This window comes from Lysinibacillus antri, assembly GCF_003977595.1.
GTDB lineage: Bacteria > Bacillota > Bacilli > Bacillales_A > Planococcaceae > Ureibacillus > Ureibacillus antri.
Window position 1 is genome coordinate 29,468 of record NZ_RYYR01000024.1, and the last position, 19,409, is coordinate 48,876.

General features: G+C 35.4%; 17 protein-coding genes and 1 pseudogene. 11 read left to right on the forward strand and 7 right to left on the reverse strand.

What is annotated here, in order from left to right; genetic code table 11:
• Nucleotides 1-104 precede the first annotated feature (104 nt).
• The 3 genes and pseudogenes from EK386_RS14955 (at nucleotide 105) to EK386_RS14965 (ending at nucleotide 4,754) form a co-directional block, all read left to right on the forward strand.
• Nucleotides 105-1,817: an ABC transporter ATP-binding protein gene (locus EK386_RS14955; RefSeq protein WP_126659989.1), complete on the forward strand. Its 1,713-nt coding sequence runs from the start codon at nucleotides 105-107 to the stop codon at nucleotides 1,815-1,817.
• A gap of 190 nt (nucleotides 1,818-2,007) precedes the next feature.
• Nucleotides 2,008-2,211 (forward strand): annotated as a pseudogene (locus EK386_RS14960) (multidrug ABC transporter permease); the annotation flags it as partial.
• A 230-nt stretch (nucleotides 2,212-2,441) separates the two neighbouring features.
• Entirely contained in the window at nucleotides 2,442-4,754 is a 2,313-nt protein-coding gene (locus EK386_RS14965; protein ID WP_158674443.1) for an EAL domain-containing protein, read from the forward strand.
• Between the two features lie 55 nt (nucleotides 4,755-4,809).
• Here the strand turns inward: EK386_RS14965 and EK386_RS14970 are convergent, their stop codons facing one another.
• Both EK386_RS14970 and EK386_RS14975 read right to left on the reverse strand, forming a co-directional pair.
• Nucleotides 4,810-5,223: a YugN family protein gene (locus tag EK386_RS14970; RefSeq protein ID WP_126659991.1), complete on the reverse strand. Its 414-nt coding sequence runs from the start codon at nucleotides 5,221-5,223 to the stop codon at nucleotides 4,810-4,812.
• 91 nt (nucleotides 5,224-5,314) lie between these two features.
• Nucleotides 5,315-6,103, reverse strand: a complete 789-nt coding sequence (locus EK386_RS14975; RefSeq protein WP_126659992.1) for a serine/threonine-protein kinase — start codon at nucleotides 6,101-6,103, stop codon at nucleotides 5,315-5,317.
• Nucleotides 6,104-6,515: 412 nt separating this feature from the next.
• Between EK386_RS14975 and EK386_RS14985 the strand changes: the two genes are divergently transcribed.
• On the forward strand, nucleotides 6,516-8,153 hold the full coding sequence (locus EK386_RS14985) for an S-layer homology domain-containing protein (RefSeq protein ID WP_158674444.1): 1,638 nt from the start codon (nucleotides 6,516-6,518) through the stop codon (nucleotides 8,151-8,153).
• A 163-nt stretch (nucleotides 8,154-8,316) separates the two neighbouring features.
• Here EK386_RS14985 and EK386_RS14990 read toward each other — a convergent pair whose 3' ends face one another.
• The 4 genes from EK386_RS14990 to EK386_RS15005 form a co-directional block, all read right to left on the reverse strand.
• Nucleotides 8,317-9,969 carry a sodium:solute symporter family protein gene (locus EK386_RS14990; RefSeq protein WP_126659995.1) on the reverse strand — a complete coding sequence of 551 codons (1,653 nt, stop codon included), beginning with the start codon at nucleotides 9,967-9,969 and terminating at the stop codon, nucleotides 8,317-8,319.
• Between the two features lie 36 nt (nucleotides 9,970-10,005).
• Entirely contained in the window at nucleotides 10,006-10,308 is a 303-nt protein-coding gene (locus EK386_RS14995; RefSeq protein WP_126659996.1) for a DUF4212 domain-containing protein, read from the reverse strand.
• 237 nt (nucleotides 10,309-10,545) lie between these two features.
• Complete coding sequence (locus tag EK386_RS15000; protein ID WP_126659997.1) at nucleotides 10,546-10,728, reverse strand: hypothetical protein; 183 nt, start codon at nucleotides 10,726-10,728, stop codon at nucleotides 10,546-10,548.
• 264 nt (nucleotides 10,729-10,992) lie between these two features.
• Nucleotides 10,993-11,694, reverse strand: coding sequence for a hypothetical protein (locus EK386_RS15005; protein WP_126659998.1), 702 nt, complete (start codon nucleotides 11,692-11,694; stop codon nucleotides 10,993-10,995).
• A 364-nt stretch (nucleotides 11,695-12,058) separates the two neighbouring features.
• Between EK386_RS15005 and EK386_RS15010 the strand changes: the two genes are divergently transcribed.
• Nucleotides 12,059-12,493, forward strand: a complete 435-nt coding sequence (locus tag EK386_RS15010) for a hypothetical protein (RefSeq protein WP_126659999.1) — start codon at nucleotides 12,059-12,061, stop codon at nucleotides 12,491-12,493.
• Nucleotides 12,494-12,636: 143 nt separating this feature from the next.
• On the forward strand, nucleotides 12,637-13,122 hold the full coding sequence (locus EK386_RS15015) for a DinB family protein (RefSeq protein WP_126660000.1): 486 nt from the start codon (nucleotides 12,637-12,639) through the stop codon (nucleotides 13,120-13,122).
• A gap of 37 nt (nucleotides 13,123-13,159) precedes the next feature.
• Here the strand turns inward: EK386_RS15015 and EK386_RS15020 are convergent, their stop codons facing one another.
• Entirely contained in the window at nucleotides 13,160-13,570 is a 411-nt protein-coding gene (locus tag EK386_RS15020; protein WP_126660001.1) for a pyrimidine dimer DNA glycosylase/endonuclease V, read from the reverse strand.
• A gap of 143 nt (nucleotides 13,571-13,713) precedes the next feature.
• On the opposite strand from EK386_RS15020, the gene EK386_RS15025 reads away from it, so the two are divergent.
• From EK386_RS15025 to EK386_RS15045, 5 genes are all read left to right on the forward strand, one after another.
• Nucleotides 13,714-14,445 carry a hypothetical protein gene (locus EK386_RS15025; RefSeq protein ID WP_143965250.1) on the forward strand — a complete coding sequence of 244 codons (732 nt, stop codon included), beginning with the start codon at nucleotides 13,714-13,716 and terminating at the stop codon, nucleotides 14,443-14,445.
• Nucleotides 14,446-14,614: 169 nt separating this feature from the next.
• Nucleotides 14,615-15,148, forward strand: coding sequence for a DUF2179 domain-containing protein (locus tag EK386_RS15030; protein ID WP_126660003.1), 534 nt, complete (start codon nucleotides 14,615-14,617; stop codon nucleotides 15,146-15,148).
• Between the two features lie 264 nt (nucleotides 15,149-15,412).
• Nucleotides 15,413-16,711: a sensor domain-containing diguanylate cyclase gene (locus tag EK386_RS15035; RefSeq protein WP_126660004.1), complete on the forward strand. Its 1,299-nt coding sequence runs from the start codon at nucleotides 15,413-15,415 to the stop codon at nucleotides 16,709-16,711.
• Between the two features lie 102 nt (nucleotides 16,712-16,813).
• Nucleotides 16,814-18,295, forward strand: coding sequence for a phytoene desaturase family protein (locus EK386_RS15040; RefSeq protein ID WP_126660005.1), 1,482 nt, complete (start codon nucleotides 16,814-16,816; stop codon nucleotides 18,293-18,295).
• A gap of 12 nt (nucleotides 18,296-18,307) precedes the next feature.
• The gene (locus EK386_RS15045; RefSeq protein WP_158674445.1) at nucleotides 18,308-19,315 is read left to right on the forward strand and encodes an NAD(P)/FAD-dependent oxidoreductase; all 1,008 of its coding nucleotides are present in this window, start codon (nucleotides 18,308-18,310) and stop codon (nucleotides 19,313-19,315) included.
• Nucleotides 19,316-19,409 lie beyond the last annotated feature (94 nt).

Here is a 19,409-nt window from a genome sequence, read left to right on the forward strand (position 1 = left end):
CTTGTAAAACTAGTAAACCTGAAAATACAAAACACTAACAATTGAATCCCCTTTAAGGTAAAATAGTAAAATACTTCGAAAGTCGAAAGGAAAAGGGGATATGTATGCTTTCTAAGTTTTTCTCTTACTATAAACCGCATAAACGATTGTTTATTATCGATTTTACCAGTGCGATTATTGTGGCCATTCTTGAATTAGCCTTTCCAATCGCGGTCCAATGGTTTATTGACAAATTACTCCCAACAAACGAGTGGGATACGATTGTAAAAGTTAGTATTCTTTTGTTACTTGTTTATGTATTGAGTACTATTTTAGACTTCATCGTAAACTATTTAGGGCATAAGCTAGGAATTAATATTGAAACCGATATGCGTCAAGATTTGTTCAATCATCTTCAAAAGCAGTCATTTCGCTTTTTTGATAACAATAAAACGGGGCATTTAATGAGTCGCATTACCAATGATTTGTTTGATATTGGCGAATTTGCGCACCATGGACCGGAAGATTTCTTTATTGCTGTGATGACTTTTATCGGTGCCTTTGCCATTATGTTTAATGTGAACTCTACATTAGCACTTGTGGCATTAATCGTTGTACCATTTTTAATTTGGATTGTTACGTATAGCAATAAAAGAATGAATGCAGCATGGAAAGAAATGTACGGTAAAATTGCTGATGTAAACGGACGGGTTGAAGATAGCGTTGCAGGAATTCGAGTCGTGCAGTCCTTTACCAATGAAACCTTTGAAATCGAACGTTTTCGTGTACAAAATGGCTTATTTAAAACCGCAAAACTGTACGCATATAAAGTAATGGCTGGGACGCATTCGGGTATTTATATAATGACACGTCTATTAACATTAGTAGTTCTTGTGATGGGCGCTTGGTTAAGTTTTAATGGAAAACTTTCATATGGAGAGCTTGTTAGTTTTGTCCTGTATACCAATGTGTTAATTAAGCCAATTGATAAAATTAGCGCCTTACTGGAGTTATATCCAAAAGGAATGGCCGGCTTTAAACGTTTCCAAGAGATGTTAGATGAGCAACCAGAAGTACAAGATAAAGAAGGGGCAGTGGATGTTCCACATTTACACGGAGATATCGCCTTTGAAAATGTGAGCTTTAATTATGAAAAAGATAAAGCGATCTTACAGAATATCTCCTTTGAGTTAAATGCAGGGGAGATGACCGCTTTTGTAGGGCCTTCTGGAGCAGGGAAAACAACCATTTGTTCATTGATTCCGCGCTTTTATGATGTAAATAGTGGCTCCATTAAAATAGACGGTATCGATGTACGAGATATGACAAAGCGTTCTTTACGTGAGCAAATTGGAATCGTTCAGCAAGATGTCTTCTTATTTACAGGCACAATCCGCGAAAATATTGCCTATGGAAAACGAGATGCTACAGAAGATGAAATAATCTATGCATTGAAAAAAGCACATTTAGAGGAGTTTGTTAATAGTTTAACGGACGGACTAAATACGCAAATTGGTGAACGTGGTCTGAAGCTTTCTGGAGGACAAAAACAACGACTAGCCATTGCGCGGATGTTCTTAAAAAACCCTCCAATATTAATTTTGGATGAGGCGACATCTGCTCTTGATACAGAAACAGAAAAGATTATTCAAGAATCTTTAGCCGAACTTGCTGAAAACCGGACAACGCTTGTCATTGCACACCGACTGGCAACAATTAAAGATGCTGATCGCGTGATTGTCGTAACACCAAACGGAATAGAAGAAGACGGCTCATATAACAAATTAATTGAAGAAAACGGCATATTTGCAAGGTTACATCAGCACCAATATAGTTAAGGTAGAGGGGATGTCCAGAAAGTGGCGTCCCCTTTATCCCGCATTAACGGGCAGTAAAGACCCCCACCTCAAGACTTAAGTAAAACAAAAAGGATAGGTGGGAGATCAACTGCCCGTAAAAGCCCGATTGGTTCAACTAACAATCCGTGGGGGATGAAGAAAACCCCCACGGATTGAAGTTTCACTTTATTCCGAAAGTATCGTTCAACAAGCATTATCTCGATTAATGGAAGGACGTACAACCTTTGTGATTGCCCATCGATTATCAACAATTGTGGACGCAAATAAGATTATTTTTATTGAAAAGGGCAAAATCACAGGGATTGGAACGCATGAAGCATTAATTCAAAATCATGCACTTTACCGCAAATATGCAGAACAACAATTAACATAAAAACGAAAGCTAAGTGTATGGAAGTTTATATAAGTACATTTAAATTAGAAGACAAAGCTAAAGGCGTCGTTCAACGATTCTTTAGCTTTTTCTATTCCTAAGACATGGGAGGTATGTAAGGAATTTCCGCTTTGGTCCCATTCTCCTATTCTAATCTAAAGACATTTATACTATTATTCAAATAACTACTTATTTCGAATCAGGAAAAAATGAAGGAAGAAGTGGAGAAAATGGAACCAGGAAAAGGAAAATCCAGCATTTTTAAACGGCTATTTAATAAAGGGATAGAGGAATCTACAATTCAAGAAAATCCTCAAATAAACCCACTCTTATTAAAGAAAAGTGAAGCTAGTACATCAACAAATAAAGCGCTAGTGAAAGAAACACAAATAAATGATAGGGAACTTTCCTTAGAAGATAATATCAATAACTTGCAATATATATTTGATAATTTGTCTTCAGGCATTTGGATGAGAGATTCCGTTAACGGAAAATTTGTCTATGCTTCAAAAGGTTTGGAAGAACTTTTCCAAATTCCTTTAGGGAAGTTTTATGAAGATGCAACCGTTTGGCAACGAATGATCCATCCACTCCATCAAAAAGAAGTGAAAGAAAGTCTTGAGTTAGTATCGAAGGGTAAAACCGTACAAATGATTTACCGTATTCAGAGTGGTGATGGCAAAACAAAATGGTTACTAGAACAAATTGTGCCACGTATTAATTCGGAAAAAGAAGTCAATCAAATTTTTGGAATCGTCACGGACATCACGCATGAAATGAAAATAGAGGAAAAACTAAATTATTTAGAAGAGTACGATGCGCTTACGAACTTACCGAACCAAAAAAGTTTGTTTGAAAAGTTAGACTTCCTTTGCCGACAAGAAGAACCATTTGCGGTATTTTATTTAGACATTGACCGTTTTAATGTTATTAACAATTCACTAGGCTATGCAATCGGAGACGAGGCATTAAAACTAATAGCTCAACGATTTTCGATGTTAACCCCGGAAGATGGATACCTAGCCCGATTAAATGGCAATGATTTTATTATGGTCATCAAAAATTTCCAAAGTGAAAATGCAATTTATCATTTCGCAGAAGAAGTAAACAAAACGATTGAACAACCATTTACAATACAAGATTATCTTTTACATTTGTCCACAAGTATAGGTATTACCTTTTATCCAGAAGAGGGACAAGATCGCCAAACTTTACTTGAAAACGCTCATACTGCATTATATCAGGCAAAGCGCCAAGGGAAAAATACGTATCAGCCTTATTCACACTCTAAAGATATTCCTTCATATAAAAAGTATGTACTCGACCGAGATATGCGCAATGCGATTTTAAACGAAGAGTTTGAGTTATATTTCCAACCACAAATTGAGCCTCAAAAGGGATTTTTAGTAGGAGCAGAAGTTTTAATACGTTGGCACCATCCACAATGGGGTGATATTTCACCTGCAGAATTTATCCCACTTGCTGAAGAAAATCATATGGTGAATACAATAATCGATTGGGAAATTGAAAAGGTATGCGCATTATTAAATGAATGGAAAATGAGCGGATATCGACTTTATCCTGTTTCGATCAATATTTCGCCGATCCGTTTTATGAAAAAAGGGTTAGTTCAATATGTTGAGGAACAACTAAAAAAATATGAGGTCGAGCCCAAATACGTAGAACTAGAGATTACAGAAAGCTCCTTATTAAAAACAGATCAAAATGTTTTATCAATTTTAAAAGAATTAAAAAATATTGGTGTGAAAGTATCAGTCGATGATTTTGGAACGGGCTATTCATCACTAGATTTACTTAGAAAAATTAAACCAGACACCATTAAGATTGATAAGACATTTATTCAAAATATTGCTGCTCAAAGTGAATCAGATAAAGCTGTGATTGCATCCATTCTGTTTTTAGGGAAACGACTCGGAATGCAAATTGTCGCTGAAGGGGTAGAGGAAGTAGAACAATTAGAGTTCTTAAGGCAAAATGAATGTGATATTATTCAAGGTTTCTTATTTTCACAGCCTGTTCCTCAAAGTCAGTATGAAAAAATCATTCAAGTAGGCTATTTAAAACCCCAGTATAGAGCAAAAAGAAAAACGGGTCTAAGGGAAAATCGGAAATTTTATCGATTTGAATTACCGTTCCACGTTCGAGGAAGAATGACGATTGCAGAAGTAAATAATCAAGTAGTAAACGTAGGATCGACACCAATACTAGTGGCGAACATTGGTCTCGGAGGGGTTAAGGTCTTATCGAATTTGAAGTTACCTGTGAATTCCAACATGAAATTTAAATTTCAATTTAAAATTTTAAATGAAGTCATTGAAGCTTATGGCGCCTTAAGATGGATTGAAGACGTTCATCCAAATGTCTATTCGTATGGTGTTAGCTTTAATTTGAATCGAAATTTAGAAGATAAATTAGCCAAATTAATTAATCGAATGACCACATTAAAAATTAAAAATGAAGTAATCCCCAATACAGAATTTGTCTACGAACAAGTGAATCAATATTTTAATAGCGAAAATTAAAAAAGCCCTAAAACGTGTAAGTGATAAACTCATACGTTTCAGGGCTTTTAACAAGTTAGTTTAAATAGGGCAGCACGTTATTCGCAATAACTTCTTCACCAGCTCTAATCCATCGAACTTGATCCTCGATTGGTCCATCTTTATCAATAGGGGTTTGGAATTGACTAAAACCAGTAGCATCTGCTAGGGAACTTCCATCGTGTTCTAAACCGAGGTGTACAATATGTTTAATTACATACGGTGTTTCGAAGCTAATATGTGCATTGTACGAATCAAGCTGACCATCAATGACTTTAAAAGGCATTCGTAAATAAATACTCTCCGCATCATCTTTTGACAGGATATTGTCAAAAAAGCCTTTATCATAATCCCAATAACTGCCTAAAGTAAAGCCGGACTCTTTAATTTGATCACGTATTACGCCAAATTGTGCATGTTTACCTTCAATATTTGTTTCTAATTTTAACATGTTACTCGCTCTCTCCAATGTTTTTATTTTTAGTTTAGACAAAAAGAGTTGTTAGTAATACGTAAATAAAGAAAAAAGCACCACAACAAAATTAGCGGGTGCTGCTTGCGTATTCGAGAGGCATTAAGGAGAGGGCTTCTTCTGCACTAGAAAATGGCTCACCTAAAAGTAATAATCGCTCTATATAGTGTACAACTGGTTCTGGTAATTGTAATTCTTGTTGCCAGCTTCGTTCTTTCTTTATGGTAGGTGTATAAGTGGAATAAAGTAGAAAAAGTAGAAAGTGCCCTATGAAATATAAATCACTGATATGATTTTGCGCTCTTTTCGGGTTATCAATAACTTCTGATTGAATGTTCTTATCTATATAGGAAGCTAAGCCAAAATCAATAATGTAAAGTTGATCATCTTTAAAGAGTATATTCGGTATACGCAAATCACGATGTACAATCCCTTTATTATGAAGAATCACCACATATTCAAGGAGTTGTTTTGTGATGGATAATGATTGGTCTAGTGAAAATGTATTGCCGTCTCGAAAAATCGCCTGTTCGAAAGTTTGACCCTCGATAAAATCCATAATGTAAAAAGGAATATTTTCTATTTCACCTTGCGAGATGACAGAAGGCGTATTCAGCAACCCAATCTCTTTTAAAAGTTGAATTTCTAAATTGAATTTTTGACGAAGCTTTTCTTTTGAACGGTGTTTCGCTTTCATACGTTTCAAGACATATTTTTTGTGTGACCCTGAATGTTCTATTAAATAGGCTACACCATAAGAACCGACACCCAGTTCTTCAATATAGCGATAGTCCGTGTTATTTTCTAAAAATGCCTTAACGTGTTTATGATATTTTGTTTCTGCCAGTAAACTAAGCATGCTTAACTTCCAAAGAAACTACCTGAGCTAAAAAAGCTTTTAGAACTGAACATGCCGGAACTGCGTTTATATCCTCTTTTATAATGCTTGTGTCCATAATAATTTTGCTTATGGGAATACTTTCTTCGGCTACTTGAGTAACGACGGCCTCCTCCGAATAACGCTTTAAATAACTTATCAAACATAACAATCCGCCCTTTCTAAATAAGTAATAAAAAGTTAAAAGTTAAAGATAATTATTATACGATTTGAAAGAATAGAAGTTTCATCCCCTTACAAAATTTCATCTAAGTTATTATTCTCCCTATAAGTAAATGGAATTATATTCTAATTTAGTAGGAAGTATTTAGATATTTAGGAAAAATATATGTTACAATTAATGAGGTTTAATATTTTAATAGGAGGTTCACATATGAAATTAGCAAAATTATTTCCATCATTAGTTGCATTTCTACTAATCTTTGCTCTATCAGTTCCAAAAGTAGATGCTGCGTTTAAAGATGTTCGTGATACATATTGGGCATCAGATATCATCAATGAATTCGTTGAAGCAGGCATTATAAGCGGGTACGAGGATGAAACATTCCGTCCAGGCAACACTGTGACACGTGAACAGGCAGCCATTATTATTTCGCGTGCTTTAAAATTAGATACAACGAATGTGAAGCCTGTAAATTATAGTGATATTAAAGAAAGCGATAACGCGTATAAAGCGATCGCTACAGTTACAAATGCCGGCATTATGATTGGTGTTGATGGCAAGTTCGAACCAAAACAACCAATTACACGCGTTCAATTAGCAACAATTTTAACAAAATCATTTGATTTAAAAGGAAATGGTACATCATTATTTAAAGATGTTCCAAAAAACCATAGTGCTTACAATACAATTGATGCACTATACGCGAATAAAATCGCTTTAGGTTATACAAATGGAGCATTTAAGCCAGAAAAACCAACAACTCGTGCGGAATTTATTGCATTCTTAGATCGAGCATTAAATTTGAAAGAACAAAATACAACTGAACCTGAAACAGAGACAGAAAATGAATCAGAATCAGTTGCAGATCTTTTAAAAGAAGTGTATGCAAATGAGCAAAATTTATCTTCATATGAATTCAATGGAAAAATGAATTTAGGTATTCTTTTCCCAGAGTCTGCTGTAACAACACCAGAAGATAAAGCATTATTTGATATGTTAAAAGATATCAATGTTGAAATTTCAGGTGCATATCAAAAAGACCCTATGCATTTTGAAGCAAATATTGACGTAACAATTAAAGGTGATGTTCAAACAACCTTTACGATTCCAATGGTTATGACAGAAGATAAAATATGGGTGAAATTACCGAATTCTCCACTGTTACCTTTACCACAAGAATTTCAAGGTAAGTTTATTGAACTAAATCTTCAACAGCTTACACAAATGGCAGGACAACCTAGCAGTGCGCTAGATATGAATTTACAAACAAAACTTGGTATGGATATTATTAATCTATTTGTAGATTTACTTGGTAATGATTTTTATAAAGAAGTAGCTTTAGATTCTGTTGTGGTACCAACAGGTGTAGAAGGGGATAAAGTAATTAAATTTGAGGTAACGAACGAAACATTAAAACCATTCGTAAATGTAGTATTTAATGAACTACTACCTCAAATGTTCGAATTAATTGCACAAAACCCAGAATACGTGAAAGCATTAGGATTTACGCCAGAGGATATTGCGTTAACGAAAGATTTATTCTCAAGTGAAGAATTTAATTTAGATGAAGTAGTCTCTGAGATTAATAAATTTTTAACGATTAATCAATTTGATGAGCATATTGTCATTACACAAGATAACTATATTGGGTACGATGTAGTGAACGTTGATATTACAATGACAATGGAAGGCGAAACGCTTGGTCTTAAGTTATTCTTTGATCAATCAAAATCAAAAGTAAATGAGCAAATTAAATTCCCTATAGGTATTCCATCTGGTGATAATGTGATTCCGTTTGAAAAGTTAATGGAAATGGAACAACAAGCATTAAATACAGAAAGTAAATAATACAGATTAAGGCCTTGTAGATTTCAATCATTCTACAAGGCCTTATTTTTAAGATAAGGAAGTTTAAATTTTTGGAGTTTGACCAGTGTCTAGCTACAGGCGCTAGCTCCTCGGAAGTCTCCAGTTTCTTTCGGAGCTGGGCGAGCGCCTTTCGCTTTTCTAATTAATCCTCCATATAAACTTCGCCGTTTTTGTAAGTCATTTGTTCAGGGTAGCGAAGGTTCGTTACAGCATCCTGAATTTCTTGTGATGGTGCTTTTGTTGAAAGGGAAACGATGATGTTCGTAGCAAATGCTGCAATCGCACCAAACACACCTGCACCAGTATCGATTATACCTAGTATTGTAAAGCCACCATATTTAGCTGCAAAGATATAGGCTAATGTAACGGCTAAACCAACAAGTAAGCCGGCAATTACCCCTTGAGCGTTTGAACGTTTCCACCAAACCCCAAGAACTAATGCAGGGAAGAAGGTACCAGTTGCTAAAGCAAATGCCCAAGCAACAATTTGTGTAATCGCACCAGGTGGGTTAAGTGCTACGATTCCTGCTAATAGTGTAGCAACAATAATTGTAATACGTCCAACTGCTAAGCGTTGTCTATCAGAAGCTGTTGGTTTTAATACACGGTAATAAATATCATGAGCAAAGGCAGATGAAATGGCAATTAATAAACCACCAGCAGTTGATAATGCAGCCGCCATAGCTCCAGCTGCTACTAAACCAATTACGAAGACACCTAAGTTTGCAATTTCTGGTGTTGCCATTACAACGATATCGTTGGCAATAATTAATTCATTCCATTGTAAAATGCCGTCACCGCTTGTATCTGCTATTTGTAGTTTCCCTGTATCAACCCAAGATTTTGTCCATGCAGGAAGCGCAGCAATTTTACTTCCAGCTACTTGAGTCATTAGGATAAAACGTGAGAATGCAGCATAAGCAGGTGCAGAGAAGTATAATAACCCGATGAATAATAGCGCCCAAGCACCTGACCAACGAGCTGCTTTCATAGTTTTAACCGTATAGAAGCGGGCAATAACGTGTGGTAGCCCCGCTGTACCAGCCATTAAGGTAAACATTAACGCTAAGAATTGCCATTTAGTTCCTTTTTCAAAAGGTGCAAAGTATTCTGTTAAACCAAGCTCTCGATCTAGCTCACCTAATTTTCCTACAATGTCTCCATAAGATAACCAAGGAAGTGGGTTACCTGTAATTTGGAGTGACATGAAGATAACAGGTACTAGGTAAGCAATGATTAACACAATATATTGCGCAACTTGAGTCCATGTAATCCCTTTCATTCCACCGAATGCGGCATAGATAGCAATTAAAACTACACCAATCATTGTGCCAAGTTTTGCATCAATTTCGAATAGACGACCAATTACTACCCCTGAACCAGATAACTGACCAATTGAGTATGTGAAACTTATAATCATTGTACAAAGGGCCGCAATGATAAGTGCTGTATTACTTTTGAAGCGATCTCCAATAAACTCAGGAACGGTATAACTTCCAGATTTCCTTAATTGTGGTGCAAGTAAGAAGGTTAATAGTAGATAACCACCCGTCCAGCCCATGATATATGCTAGCCCATCGTAGCCAAGCATCATAATTGTTCCGGCCATACCGATGAAGGAAGCAGCACTCATCCAGTCGGCACCAATGGCCATCCCGTTATAGATCGCTGGTACACCACGGCCTGCAACATAGAAATCTGAAGTTTCTTTCGCTTTATTATAAACAGCGATAAAGATATACAAGGCAAATGTCGCTAAAATGATTGCCATTGACACTATAAATTGTGAATCCAATAATCATCCCCCTCTTCTAAGTCAGAATAGATCCCCTTAATGATCGGTAGTCGATTTGCTGCCAATTTCTTCGTTTCTCTTTTCATCGATTCCATACTTTTTATCAATTTTGTCCCCAACAATTGCATTGACAAAAAGTAAAATGATAAAGGTTGCTAATGCTCCTTGTGCGCCCATGAAGTAGTGTAATGGGAACCCGTTAAAATAAACATCGCTAAGTGGCTCGGCAAATAGCACCACACCATACGAAACAATCGCCCAGATGATAAAATAAATAACCATATAAGTGGTTTTCTCACGGAAGTAACCATCTGCTACACTTTTTTCGATTTTTCTCACCATATCACCCCTGTTTAAAAATTTCCCCAGTCTACCAATCTACAGGATGTTTAAGAACGTTCCTTGTACATTTCCCCCTTTAAAAAAGTTTTATATGTTGCTTTGCCTCGATTACAAGACAAAGAAAACATTTATATCAAACGTGGTAACTTTTTAAATATGGCATCAACCGTTTGGAAAATTTCACAAATCAAAGGTCTATTACAGAAGTGGTAAATCAAAAGTAGGAAGGTGTGGTTATTGTAGACTGAAGATAAACTTTACGGTATCTAATAGTGGAGCTGGAACGAGAATAACTTCTACTACCATATAAAGGGCGATGACAATGATGGGTACTATTAATAAAGCAAAACGTTTTTTCCATAATGCAATGATTAAGCAACTAACAGTGATTAAAAAAAAGATATAGAGTATGTCCATTACCTCCTTTACCTGTAGACATTTTATTTATTTTTTTAAAAACTTATGAGTAAAATCTTCACAATATTATCGATTTTTCGATAAAAGTTTCTAGAGAACAGGAAAAAATTAATAGGTATTTTACGTTCTATTGCAGGAAAAAACGTATCATATTCTTTTGCAATGGGACTTTTTTTATATAGACCTATGAGGAATAGGGAACAGAAAAGGTATAGAGAAAATAAAAAGCCTTTCCACTTATGTGAAAAGGTGTGTAAATCTCGCCTATAAAATATACTCCATAAAATATTCCGCCATTTGAGTTTGGGACAGATGGAGTTTTCGCATAATCGCTACACAATTAGAAAGGATAATTTCGGATTCCTCTGAAGACTCTAATTGTAGGCCATATTGTGTGTATAAAAAAGAGCGAAAATCTAATTTTAGTTTCGAATAGCGATGATCTCCATGATAAAAGCTATCTATTTCTTCATATAAGTCAGTAAAAAATTGTTTAAAAAGATCACTACGATTTAGTAAGTAACGGTAAGTACTATTTTTAGTAGGTACTTTTGATGCATAAATATCATTCGTCACAATTTGAACAATATCTTCTGCATTAATATATTCGCTTGCAGTTTCTTCAACTTCCCAAATAGAGGTTGTAAATAGAGGGTGTGACTCTGCAACGCTTACATTATCTAAATTTTTTCGAAAGAATTTTTTTAGAATAATTCCATCTTCGGATACATAAAGAACTTCATAAAAGAAAGTTGTATCTAAATCCCACGCATGGTAATCTTCTAAAATTGCATAACTTTCACCATAAAGAAGTTCAAGTTGCATTTGAATAGGCTCAAAGTCGTAAAAAATAGTACCATCTACCGCGTGGCCACCATATTTAAGATACACCTCTTGAACATCTTTTTTACCAGGATTAACGAGACAGAGACTATATTTTTCTTTCGGTATAACAAATTGAAGCAAGAATTCAGCTCCTTCTAAGTTGTTAGGTCAATCAAGGAGGGATGAAATTTGGCAAGGGAAAATGAACGGTCGTTAAAAGATATTCATAATTTAAAATAATATTCGTCTTACAGGTGGATTTTCTATATGAGAAGGGATTCACCTGGAAAGTCTATGGGTGGTAATTTATATAACGATTGTTTTTAGAATAGTATCTACTTTAATAAGTATAGAGGTCATTTTTGAACTAGACATACTAACCATACTTTTATTCTTAATTTTAATCTCTTTATAAATATATAGTTTAATAGGGATAAACAACCTGCGTGGGCACTCCTTTTTGACATAAATTGAAGGTAGTTTAGTTTGAAAGGAGGATGATGAAGTGAACCCGTTTAATAATGATAATTTTTTCGATGAATCCCCACGCCGAAGAAGACAAAGACCTGGTTACCCTGGAGGAGGGCAGGGGCAATTCCCTGGTTTTCCAGGCGGTGGACCATCAGGAGTACCTGGTTTTCCAGGTGGCGGAGGGGGATTTGGAGGACAAATGCAACCACCAACTTCTCCCCCACCGAATTTTACACCACAAATGTCTACATTCCAGCAACAAGAATTTTCTCGTCAAGGTGGCGTAAGAGGAATTAGACGTTGTATGTTCCGTAATACATTTATATGGATGACAAATGGGAATAGCTTTTGGTTCTACCCCATGTTTGTAACAGGAAATCAAATTATTGGATTCCGATGGAGAGGAAGAAGAGGTTGGGTTTACGATTCCATTAATCGTAACCATATTCTGTTCTTCAACTGTTATTAATTGAAGATGGAACAAGAGGGAGCTGTCATAGTTCTCTCTTTTTTAATTTGATTTTGTTTTTATGTTCTAATTTCATAATCTTTTTCATAGTATTCAGAATGGGGATAAAAAAAGAACAATAGATGATCAGTAGGGGTGTCTAGATGGAGAATAATAGTAAGATTCGTGAAGCCATTTGGGAAAGTGTGAATGGGTTAACAGATGATCAGTTAAATCAGGTGCTAGAAGAAGGCGTCTGGTCGATTGTACAAGTTCTAGAACATCTATATTTAATGGAACAATTAGTTGTGGATGGCATCCAAAAGAAGTTAAAAGAGGGGGAAGACAAAATCGTAAAATTAAGACCTATCCACCGTACAGTCGATCGCTCAATTAAAGTACAAGCTCCACAATCTCTTGTTCCAACAAATAATTTTCAAACCATTGAACAATTAAAAAATAAGCTATCTCAATCAAGGAAATCCTTACTTACTCTTTTAGATTCAGTGAATGAAGAAGTATTAGCTAAAAAAGCGATGCATCATCCAGTGTTTGGTGAATTGTCTTTAGTGCAATGGATTTCATTTGTGGGCTTTCATGAACAAAGACACCTTAGTCAAATTGAAGAGATCAAAGAGTTGTTGAAATAGCAAATAGAGTCATTAGGAAATAAAACTAATGGCTCTATTAAGATTTGCTTTGAATTTTCACTTGATAAAATAGATTCAATTGATGAAAAAGGTTGTCATCATAATCCTTTTGACCACGGATATATTTTTCTTTTAAATTAAAATAACAAATTTCTAAATACTCGTCATTATGATGCTTAGTAAAAGGTTTATATGGTTTTTCTGGCAATTCAATTCCCTCAAAATAAGCTTGTAACTTGTCGAATGTTTTAATTTTGAATCCACGCTTTTTCATCTCGTTTAAAACTTCATTTGTATAAAGTAGTAAATCTACTTTTTCATATTCATAAATATAATTAATTAAAATATGTTGATCCTCTTTTTTAAAAATGCTATTTAATTCTCGCCATTGTGCTAGTAGTTGACCTCTAGGGAGGAATGGAATGGTATCGATATGCCAAAGTCTCAAATGAAAAACCGTCCTTAACTTTATAGTAGATTTGGTACTGTAGAAAAGTTAGTTATAAATTAAGTAGAAAATGAATATATAAATTAAATACTATTTATGAGTCTACTAAATTTTAAAAAAGTGGGGAATGGATGCATATGAATATGACTTTTATTAGCCTATTAATCATTACGTTAATTACATATATTTTGACGCATTTCTTTTTGATAAGTAAAGAAAAAGTAACCCAATATAAAAAAATTCATGAACACTTTATTTTACCTTATGTAAATGATGTTTTGCTATTTATAGAGTCGGAAACACAAGATGTTGTAGGTGATAAGGCAATGGTTGAAGTGAATTCGGATAAGATTATTAAACAGATTCAGAAAAAGGCTAGTTATGGAAATTTGAAGCTAGTCCATGCGTTGTATCGTTATAAAAATACATTTTCGTACTTTGTAGGAAAAGGAGAAGCAAAAAGTTTACCAACCTATGAAGTGTTTTATATTTACTTGCAATATGCAAAAGATCATCTTCAGAAGAACAAACATACGGATAAGCTTCTGTTAGAGCGAATTGGCAAAAAACAAAAACTTTATGGTATAGCTTTCGTTTTAACAACGATTCTTGGGAAGGATGAAGCTTTAAAAATACTATCACATAAACGTTTATGGGCACAAAGCTTTTTAGATAAACTTTCCACAGAATTATTAGAGGATTTAATGGATAACTACAATCATGCCAAGATGGATGAACATAAGTTGCTAACCTTTTTGAGTATCGTCAAGGGTGATTTATTTGAAATAAAGGAAAGCCATTATTTTATAGAAATTAAAGGTTATATTGATGAAGCGATTATGACGGTAAAGGATCGATGGGTTACGAGTGCATAGAGGGACAGTGCGTATTGTGCATGTCCTTTTTTATATGTTTTCAGAGCTAAGCGGGCGTGCTTCCCTTTTCTAAATACTTGTTTTTCATGTTCTATGTAAGTTATGATGAGTACATTTCCTATTTCAGGGTAAAAAATAGTATAACAACAATAAGATGAGAGGCGAGAGTATGACAAATATTTTATTGATTTTAATACTTCAGCTAGTGTACGTTCCATTATTAACATTACGAACAATCTTTTTAGTTAAGAACTTAACGCTATTTGCTGCGATATTCGGGATATTGGAAATGCTCATTTATGTATTTGGGCTATCCTTAGTATTTAATGGAGATCAAAGTTTGCTTGCTATGATTGTATATGCTGTGGGATTTGGACTAGGGATGTTTCTTGGAACAAAAATTGAAAATAAATTGGCGATTGGCTATGTTTACGTAACGATTAATACACAGAACAAAAATCAAGAGTTGATTGATAGTTTGCGTTCAAACAGTTTTGCCGTGACAACCTATGTTGGCGAAGGTCGAGATAGTGAACGCTATAAATATGAGATTTTAGCAAAGCGTAATCGTGAAAAAGAGTTATTTGCATTAGTAGAATCAATTGAGCCAAAAGCATTTATGATTTCCTATGAACCAAAGTCTTTTAAAGGTGGATTTTTGGTGGATCGAATGCGTAAACATGCTAGAGATAAGTTGAAATAATTTAAAGCTAGGAGGGAACAAAAAACCTTCCTAGCTTTTATTTTCGTATAAATTTGTACGATGTTCGCTCAAATAGCTACTTTTGATTGTTTTTAATTAGAATTTTGTATAATCTTTGTATAAACTTTTTAAAAAAGATAATATAAACGTATAGTGGAATATTTAGAATCACCGTCAATAAACAAACCATCATTATTTAAATGTAATTTTTTTAAGTAATTATTTATTTCTCTATAACTAAAATGCTAGTGGGTGAAATAATAAATGATAAATAAATTAGATAGGGATGTATCGTTATTAATTAAAGCAATTAATCAGACCGGAGTTGGCGTTGTGATTAGTAATCCACGTTTACCAGGGAACCCGCTAATATATGTAAATAAAGGCTTTGAAGATATTACAGGTTATTGTGCTGAGGAAGTTATTGGTCACAATTGTCGATTTCTGCAGGGCCAAAGAACCAAGCCGGAAGATGTTGAATTAATTAGTAGAGCGATTCGTGAGCAACAACCATGTGAAATTGAACTATTAAATTATCGTAAAAACGGAGAGTTATTTTGGAATGAACTACAAATTACACCCATTTTTGATGAGAATAATCAGCTAGAGTATTTTATCGGTATTCAAAAGGATGTCACTGCTCGAAAGAAAGAGCAAGATGCAAGAATTTTATATGAAAAAGTATTTAATAATACACTTCAGGGAGTCATTATCACCGATCAAAATTCAAATATCCTACTTGCCAATGCAGCATTTACCAAAATTACTGGTTACTCCATTGAGGAAGCAATAGGGAAAAAACCAAACATTCTTAGTTCCGGCAAACAGGGCACCCAATTTTACCAAAAACTTTGGCGTGACATAAAGGAGTGGGGGCAGTGGGAAGGGGAAATTTGGAATAAACGAAAAAATGGCGAAATCTACCCTGAGTTTTTAAATATTAGTGAAGTACATGGTGATGATGGAGAAATTACAAACTATGTAGCGATCTTTACGGATATTACAGAAAGTAAAAATAGAGAGAAACAGTTAGCTCAGCTGTCAATGGAGGATCCTTTGACAGGGATTGCGAACCGACGAAAATTTGATAAGTATCTAGAAGAAAAATGGTTTATGTTGACAGATATACAAGAGCCCATTTCCTTAATTCTAATCGATATTGATCACTTTAAAACTTATAATGACTACTACGGTCATCAGCAAGGAGATCAATGCTTAATACAAATTGCGCACATAATTGAAGAAAGTTTTAATGAAAAGGTTTGTCTTACTGCCCGCTACGGTGGGGAAGAATTTGCTGTGATTTTACCGCAATACGATGCCCAAGCTGCTCTAGAACTAGCTAAAAGAATGTGCTCTACCATTAAGCAGAAGGGCATTCCGCATGCTTATTCACTAGTGGAAGATATCGTGTCTGTTAGTTGCGGTGTGGCCACGATGATACCAAATAAGAATACCGACATGATGGAGCTTATTGCCAATGCGGATCAAGCGTTATATGAAGCGAAAAATAATGGGCGCAATCAAATCGTCACATTTAAAGTTAAATGCCAAGTCGATTGAAAATATATCATTCCGTTTAGAGAGACCTAAAATTTGCTAGCATCCTAGAAAAGTAACTAAAAATTATTAAAACGAAGTATGTGAAAGAAGGGTGGAAAAAGCGTGGGCAAAACAGTGGGTATTTTGGGAGCTGGGATTGGTGGTTTAATGGCAGGAGCTTTTTTAGCTGTTAATGGCTATCAAGTAAGTGTATTTGAAAAAGCAACGACTGTAGGGGGTTCTGCTGGCTGGTATCATCGAAAAGGACGTCGCTTTCCAACCGGTGCAACACTGGCATTTGGATTAGAGGAACATGGTTTGCTACAAAACCTTTTAGCACAATTGCAAATTGAATTAGAAATCGAAAACCTCGATCACCCAATGGATGTAATTTTAAAGGATCGAAAAATTTCTATTTATCAAGATACAAAGCGCTGGAATGAGGAATTACAGTTAGCTTTTCCAGAAAAGAGTAAAGAAGTTCAACAATTTTGGGACGAGCTGACCTTCCTAGGTGAAAGCGTACATAGCGTAACTGCGTCGGGTGTCTCCTTGCCAATTCGTCACTTTACTGATCTTGGTAAAATGCCGCAATACTTAATTACCCATCCACTCTCACTACTGCGTTTAGGGCGCTATGCTAGTTGGACGGTAGAAGATTTGCTACGTAAGCATGAGTTGGCTTCCTATGTTCCATTAAGAAGTTTTTTAAATGCACAACTGCTAGATGCAGCTCAAACGGATATAACGGAGGCGGCATTATTACCTTCTAGTCTTGCCTTAACAATTTATAGAAGAGGAAGCTTTCATGTGAAAAATGGTATAGGGCAGCTAAGCCAGGTGTTAGCTGATAAAATTCGCGAGTGTGGTGGTGAAATCTATCTATCCTCACCTGTGAGCAGTCTTCGTTACGATAATAATAGCAAGGACTGGCATATAACGAGTAAAAAGCATTCCTCCTTCTATGATTTCGTTATTAATAATACAGGCGTCTCTTTTGGACCTGGTACAAGTCATGCCGATCACAACCAATCTTTGTGGGGGGCATTTCGAATTGATGCCGTTTTACATAAAAGTGTTTGGCAAAAGGAATTAAACGAAATGGTCCTCCCTTTTGCATTTCAAATTGCAACGGATTCTGCCGGGGAAGAGATTAAGCAAGCTATTGATGGCCCAATCTATATTACGTTTCAACAGACAAACAACCAAAAAGGCGAAATCATTGAAGATGAAATAACAATGACTTGTTCCGTACATATACACAATCAAGTATGGCTTTCCTATTCGAAAGATGTGTATGAAGAAAAAAAGAGGCAATTAACAAACGCAATTTTAACTGAAATTGAAGAAGTGGTAGCTGTGAGGGAATACCTTCAATATGCAATAGCGGGCACTCCGTTGACCTATCAACGTTATGTTGGAAAAGCAGGGGTCGGTGGTTTTCCTCTAACTATAACAAATGCAATTTTAAAGCCTAAAAGTGTAAGGTCCTCACACCCAAATCTGTACTTGGTAGGAGAACAATCATTCCCTGGTCCAGGTACATTATCTGCAGGATTAAGTGGGTATCATGCCGCAAGAATCATAATAAATAATAAGAAATAAGGGGAGTGGATGATGTTGCAAGAGGTAGATATTTTAATTGTTGGAGCAGGAATAAGTGGGTTAATGGCAGCGGAAAAACTAAAAGAAAATAGTGACAAAACAGTATTGCTCATTGATAAAAGTCGTAGCCCTGGAGGTCGATTGGCTACGAGGAGGATTGAGCAAGGGAAGTTTGATCATGGAGCGCAGTTTTTTACGGTGCGTAGTAATATTTTTAAGGAAAAAGTTCAAAAATGGGTGGAGCAAGGCTGGGTCTTTCCTTGGTTTTCAAAAGAGCATCCACGTTATGCCTCTGTAAACGGAATGAATCAATTAGCTAAACATTTAGCTCACTCTCATAAAGTAGAGTACAATCTTTTGGCAGAAACGGTAGCTGTTCAAGAAAATGGAGACTATGTTGTGACAATGAGAGATTTAATGAATAATACAAGTCGGTCGATCCGAGCGAAATCTATCATAATGACTTGCCCCACACCGCAAGTTCTTCAAATTCTTCAGCGTAGTCAATATGAGATTGATCAGGAGGACTTCCAACAGCTAGCAGACGTTTCTTATACGAATTGCCTCACACTGCTATTGTCAATGAAAGATGATTTTGCATTACAAAATGAGTATCTTTATGAACCGGTTCCTGGTGTAATTGCTTGGATTGCAGATAATCGACAAAAAGGGATTAGTCAAGAAAGTTCAGTTACTGTCCATCTGGATCCCCAATGGTCCATAACACATTTTGAAAAGAGCGATACAGAGATTTTGAAAGAAATTATGCCTCACTTACAAGTAGTATTTGCGGATAGAACAGAGTGGGATATTCCTTATCAAGTTAAGCGTTGGCGTTATGCACAAGCATATAACTTAATTAAAGCACCGTACTTAGATGTTAATCCGCATCATCCGTTTGTTATTTGTGGCGATGCATTTTCAAGTATAAAAGGAGACGTTGCTTCAAAGATTGAAAATGCTGCTTTATCAGGTATATATACTGCTGATTACTTATCCAAAGAAAAATGCGTTTTGTAAGGTAGTTTCAAAAAAAACAAACGCTTATTGTACAGATAATGTATAACGTTTGTACATACTTGGTATATCGCCAAGGATAGGATGTTTTATAAAG

Coding starts and splice junctions, on each gene's coding strand:
- EK386_RS14955 (WP_126659989.1), top strand. CDS start 105: ATGCTTTCTAAGTTTTTCTCTTACTATAAACCGCATAAACGATTGTTT.
- EK386_RS14965 (WP_158674443.1), top strand. CDS start 2,442: ATGGAACCAGGAAAAGGAAAATCCAGCATTTTTAAACGGCTATTTAAT.
- EK386_RS14970 (WP_126659991.1), bottom strand. CDS start 5,223: ATGTTAAAATTAGAAACAAATATTGAAGGTAAACATGCACAATTTGGC.
- EK386_RS14975 (WP_126659992.1), bottom strand. CDS start 6,103: ATGCTTAGTTTACTGGCAGAAACAAAATATCATAAACACGTTAAGGCA.
- EK386_RS14985 (WP_158674444.1), top strand. CDS start 6,516: ATGAAATTAGCAAAATTATTTCCATCATTAGTTGCATTTCTACTAATC.
- EK386_RS15000 (WP_126659997.1), bottom strand. CDS start 10,728: ATGGACATACTCTATATCTTTTTTTTAATCACTGTTAGTTGCTTAATC.
- EK386_RS15015 (WP_126660000.1), top strand. CDS start 12,637: ATGGAGAATAATAGTAAGATTCGTGAAGCCATTTGGGAAAGTGTGAAT.
- EK386_RS15025 (WP_143965250.1), top strand. CDS start 13,714: ATGACTTTTATTAGCCTATTAATCATTACGTTAATTACATATATTTTG.
- EK386_RS15030 (WP_126660003.1), top strand. CDS start 14,615: ATGACAAATATTTTATTGATTTTAATACTTCAGCTAGTGTACGTTCCA.
- EK386_RS15035 (WP_126660004.1), top strand. CDS start 15,413: ATGATAAATAAATTAGATAGGGATGTATCGTTATTAATTAAAGCAATT.
- EK386_RS15045 (WP_158674445.1), top strand. CDS start 18,308: ATGTTGCAAGAGGTAGATATTTTAATTGTTGGAGCAGGAATAAGTGGG.